This window comes from Streptomyces sp. NPDC051578, from assembly GCF_044454045.1.
GTDB lineage: Bacteria > Actinomycetota > Actinomycetes > Streptomycetales > Streptomycetaceae > Streptomyces.
Window position 1 is genome coordinate 1 of record NZ_JBITDH010000022.1, and the last position, 3,435, is coordinate 3,435.

Below are 3,435 nucleotides of genomic sequence, written 5' to 3' on the forward strand. Positions count from 1 at the left end.
GCGTCAAGCTCACCACCCTGCGCCCGGAGCAGGCCGCCTACATCGGCGTCAAGGTCGAAGGCCCGTACAAGCCCGACCACTACCGCTACTGATGCACGGCCACTGATCCGCACGGATCAGGCAGCACAATCACGCAGCGCGCAGCACCCCAGGCAGGCCCCCGGCACACGCGCCGGGGGCCTGCCCCGTACCCGAGACGTCCCCTCCCAGAAACGAACGTGCGCCCATGCCCCGCGGCCGCTACTCGCTCCACGACCCGCACGACCACACCCCGCTCGGCGAGGAGCACTTCCACTGCGCCCCCGGCCCCTCCGGCTGGCGCTACGTCGCCCAGCTGACCGGCCCGAACGGCGACCACCGCGGCTCCGTGGACCTGGCCGTGGACGAACTCGGCAGACCCATTCGCCTGGAGGCCAACGCCGCCGGTTGGCAGGTCCGGGGCGCCGCCATCGACGGCGTCACCTGGGTCCGCACCGACCCCGCCGGCGCCGAAGCCACCGAGGGCAACGTCCACGCCCCCGGCTTCACCGGCACCTCGCCGGCCTTCCTCATCGCGACCACCCGGCTGCTGCGCCTCACCCCGGGCGCCCCCGCGACGCGCGTCCGGCTCGTCGCCCTCACCGACCCGGTCCTGGCACCCCGGACCGTCGACCAGGCCTGGACCCTGACCGGCCGCACGGAACACGCCACCGACAGCGGCCCGCTCCTGGTGGACGAGTACCGGGTCAGCGCGCTGGACACGGGCGAGGTGCACACCCTGCACATCGCCGGGGACGTGGTCCTCTCCGCCCCCGGCATCGAGCTGGAGCACCTGGAGACCCCGCCCTCCACCTTCGAGGACTGACCGGCTCAGGCGGGCGGCGCGAACCCGGTCCCGCCGCCGGACGCGGGCGGCGCCACGGGCGGGACGTACGGGGCAGGGGCCGCCTGGGCCGCCGGCGCCTGTACGGGCGGGGTGGCGACGGGTGCCGGTTGCCCGTGGAACGGGGCCGGAGGACCGTAGGCCGGAACCGGCGGACCGTACGGTGGAACCGGCGGGCCGTACGGCGGAACCGGCGGACCGTACGGCGCGGCGGTCGTCCCGAACGCCTTCGCCGCATCCCGCGTCTGCCGCTCGTACACCACCGCCATCAAGAACGCGGCGGCCGGCACCCCGGCCGGCGGCGGGGTTCCCGTCCGCGCCACCACCTCGTCCGCCAGCTTCGCCGCCATCGCGGCGCCCGTCGCCGGGTCCAGCTGGTTCATCCGCGTCAGGTACTGCCGTACCGCCAGCCACAACCCGTCGGGAACCGCCGACAGGTCCAGCCCCGAGAACCGCCCGGCCAGCCACGGCGGCGGCGGGGGCACCGCCATCACACGCGCCCCGGGCACGCGCTCCCGTATCACCAGGGTCCCCGCGAACACGTCCCCGAGCCGGCGCCCCCGCTCCGACACCAGCGAGGCGATGCACGCCACCGCCCCGAAGGTCATCTGCAGTTCCACGACCCCCATGGCCCCGCGCACCAGCGCGTGCCGGAACCGGATCGGTCCGCCGTCCTCCCGCACCACCCGCAACCCGCAGGCCAGCTTCCCCAACGACCGGCCGTGGCTCAGCGTCTCCACCGCGATCGGCACACCGACCAGCACCAGCACGAACATGCCCACCTGGACGGCCGCCTGCGCCGCCTCGTCCAGCGAAGCCGTCGCGAACACCACCCCGAGCGACACGATCACGTACCCGACGACGTAGACGAGCGCGTCCAGCATCACCGCCAGCGCCCGGCTCGGCAGTCTCGCCGGCCGCAACCCCAGGACGACCGCGTCCCCCGTCACCAGATCGCTCACTGATGCGCACCCTTCCCCTGACCGACTGACCTGACCCCGCCCCTGTGCCGATCAGTCTGCCAAGCTGACCACGGCAGCAGTAGTCAGCAGCGGTGGCCAGGGGCAGGGGAGCGGTAAACCGAATGGATGTCGACGTCTTCGTGGCGGCCCACCAGGCGCAGTGGGCCCGTCTGGAACAGCTCCTCGGCCGCGGCCGTCGGCTCACCGGGGCGGAGGCGGACGAACTCGTCGAGCTCTACCAGAGCGCCTCCACCCACCTCTCCCTGATCCAGTCCAGCGCCCCCGACCCGATGCTCATCGGCCGCCTCACCCAGCTCGTCGCGCGTGCCCGCGCCTCGGTGACCGGCGCCCGCCGGGCCGGCTGGCGCGACGCGGCCCGCTTCTTCACCGCCGGCTTCCCGGCCGCCGTCTACCGCAGCCGCCGCTGGTGGATACCGACGGCGCTGCTGTCCGTCGCGGTCGGTGTGCTCATCGGCTGGTGGATCGCCACCCACCCCGAGGTGCAGGCCTCCGTCGCGGCGCCGGCGGAGCTCAAGCGGCTGACCCGGCCCGGTGGCGAGTACGAGACGTACTACTCCAGCCACCCCGCGGCGTCCTTCGCGGCCCAGGTCTGGACGAACAACGCCCAAGCGGCCGCGGTGTGCCTGGTCCTCGGGGCGTTCCTCGGGCTGCCCGTCCTGTGGATCCTGTTCCTCAACATGGCGAACCTCGGAGTCGGCGTCGGCCTGATGGCGTCCGCCGGACGACTCGACGTGTTCCTCGGCCTGATCCTCCCGCACGGCCTCCTCGAACTGACGGCGGTCTTCGTCGCCGCCGGTACGGGCCTGCGCCTGGGCTGGACGGTCATCGACCCCGGCCCCCGGACCCGCCGCACGGCCCTCGCCGAACAGGGCCGCGCCGCCCTCGGCATGGCCATCGGCCTGGCCGTGGTCCTCTTCGTCTCGGGCCTGATCGAGGGGTTCGTGACCCCGTCGGGCCTTCCCACCGGGGCCCGCATCGCCATCGGCGTCGTCGCCGAAGCGGCCTTCCTGACCTACGTCTACGTCCTGGGCGGCCGCGCATCGCGGGCGGGCGAAGTGGGCGACGTAGAGGCGGCGGACCGGACCTCGACGCTCCCCACCGCGGCCTGATGTGCGCAGGGCCCGCTGGAGCTGCTAGTCTCCTCGCCTGTCCCGCAAACACTGTTGACACGGTGACTGCGGGGAGGTAGATTCAAACGGTTGCCCGAGCCGGACAGGTTCGGACGTGATCGTTAAAAATCTCTCTCGCCCCCAGGAATTGGATTCCGAGTGGGCACTGCCGTCTCATCACCGAAGCTTCGAAGCCGGGAAATCCGGTGGAAAAGTTCTGATAGAGTCGGAATCGCCGGAAAGGGAAACGCGAAAGCGTAATCTTGGAAAGCAATCCCCGCTTCGACCGGGAATCAGGCACGAAAGAGTCTGATAGAGTCGGAAACGCAAGAACAAAACGAAGAACAAAGGAAGCGCCCGGAGGAAAACCCGCGAGGGTGAGTACGAAGGAAGCGTCCGTTCCTTGAGAACTCAACAGCGTGCCAAAAATCAACGCCAGAAGTTGATACCCCGTCCACTCCGGTGGATGAGGTTCCTTTGA

Annotated in this window: 5 protein-coding genes; 3 read left to right on the top strand and 2 right to left on the bottom strand. The window is 71.4% G+C overall.

The window, feature by feature from the left end:
• A partial coding sequence (locus tag ACIA6C_RS33090) for an adenosylhomocysteinase (protein WP_399279836.1) occupies window positions 1-92 on the top strand: 92 nt, incomplete at its 5' end.
• 134 nt (window positions 93-226) lie between these two features.
• On the top strand, window positions 227-844 hold the full coding sequence (locus ACIA6C_RS33095) for a hypothetical protein (RefSeq protein ID WP_399281393.1): 618 nt from the start codon (window positions 227-229) through the stop codon (window positions 842-844).
• 5 nt (window positions 845-849) lie between these two features.
• Here the strand turns inward: ACIA6C_RS33095 and ACIA6C_RS33100 are convergent, their stop codons facing one another.
• Entirely contained in the window at window positions 850-1,824 is a 975-nt protein-coding gene (locus ACIA6C_RS33100) for an RDD family protein (protein WP_399281394.1), read from the bottom strand.
• A gap of 122 nt (window positions 1,825-1,946) precedes the next feature.
• On the opposite strand from ACIA6C_RS33100, the gene ACIA6C_RS33105 reads away from it, so the two are divergent.
• Complete coding sequence (locus ACIA6C_RS33105) at window positions 1,947-2,954, top strand: stage II sporulation protein M (RefSeq protein WP_399281395.1); 1,008 nt, start codon at window positions 1,947-1,949, stop codon at window positions 2,952-2,954.
• 82 nt (window positions 2,955-3,036) lie between these two features.
• Here the strand turns inward: ACIA6C_RS33105 and ACIA6C_RS33110 are convergent.
• On the bottom strand, window positions 3,037-3,435 hold a 399-nt coding region (locus ACIA6C_RS33110; protein WP_399281396.1), incomplete at its 5' end, for a hypothetical protein.

Excerpts from the sequence above, each read along its gene's own strand:
- ACIA6C_RS33095 (WP_399281393.1), top strand. The coding sequence starts at position 227 with ATGCCCCGCGGCCGCTACTCGCTCCACGACCCGCACGACCACACCCCG.
- ACIA6C_RS33105 (WP_399281395.1), top strand. The coding sequence starts at position 1,947 with ATGGATGTCGACGTCTTCGTGGCGGCCCACCAGGCGCAGTGGGCCCGT.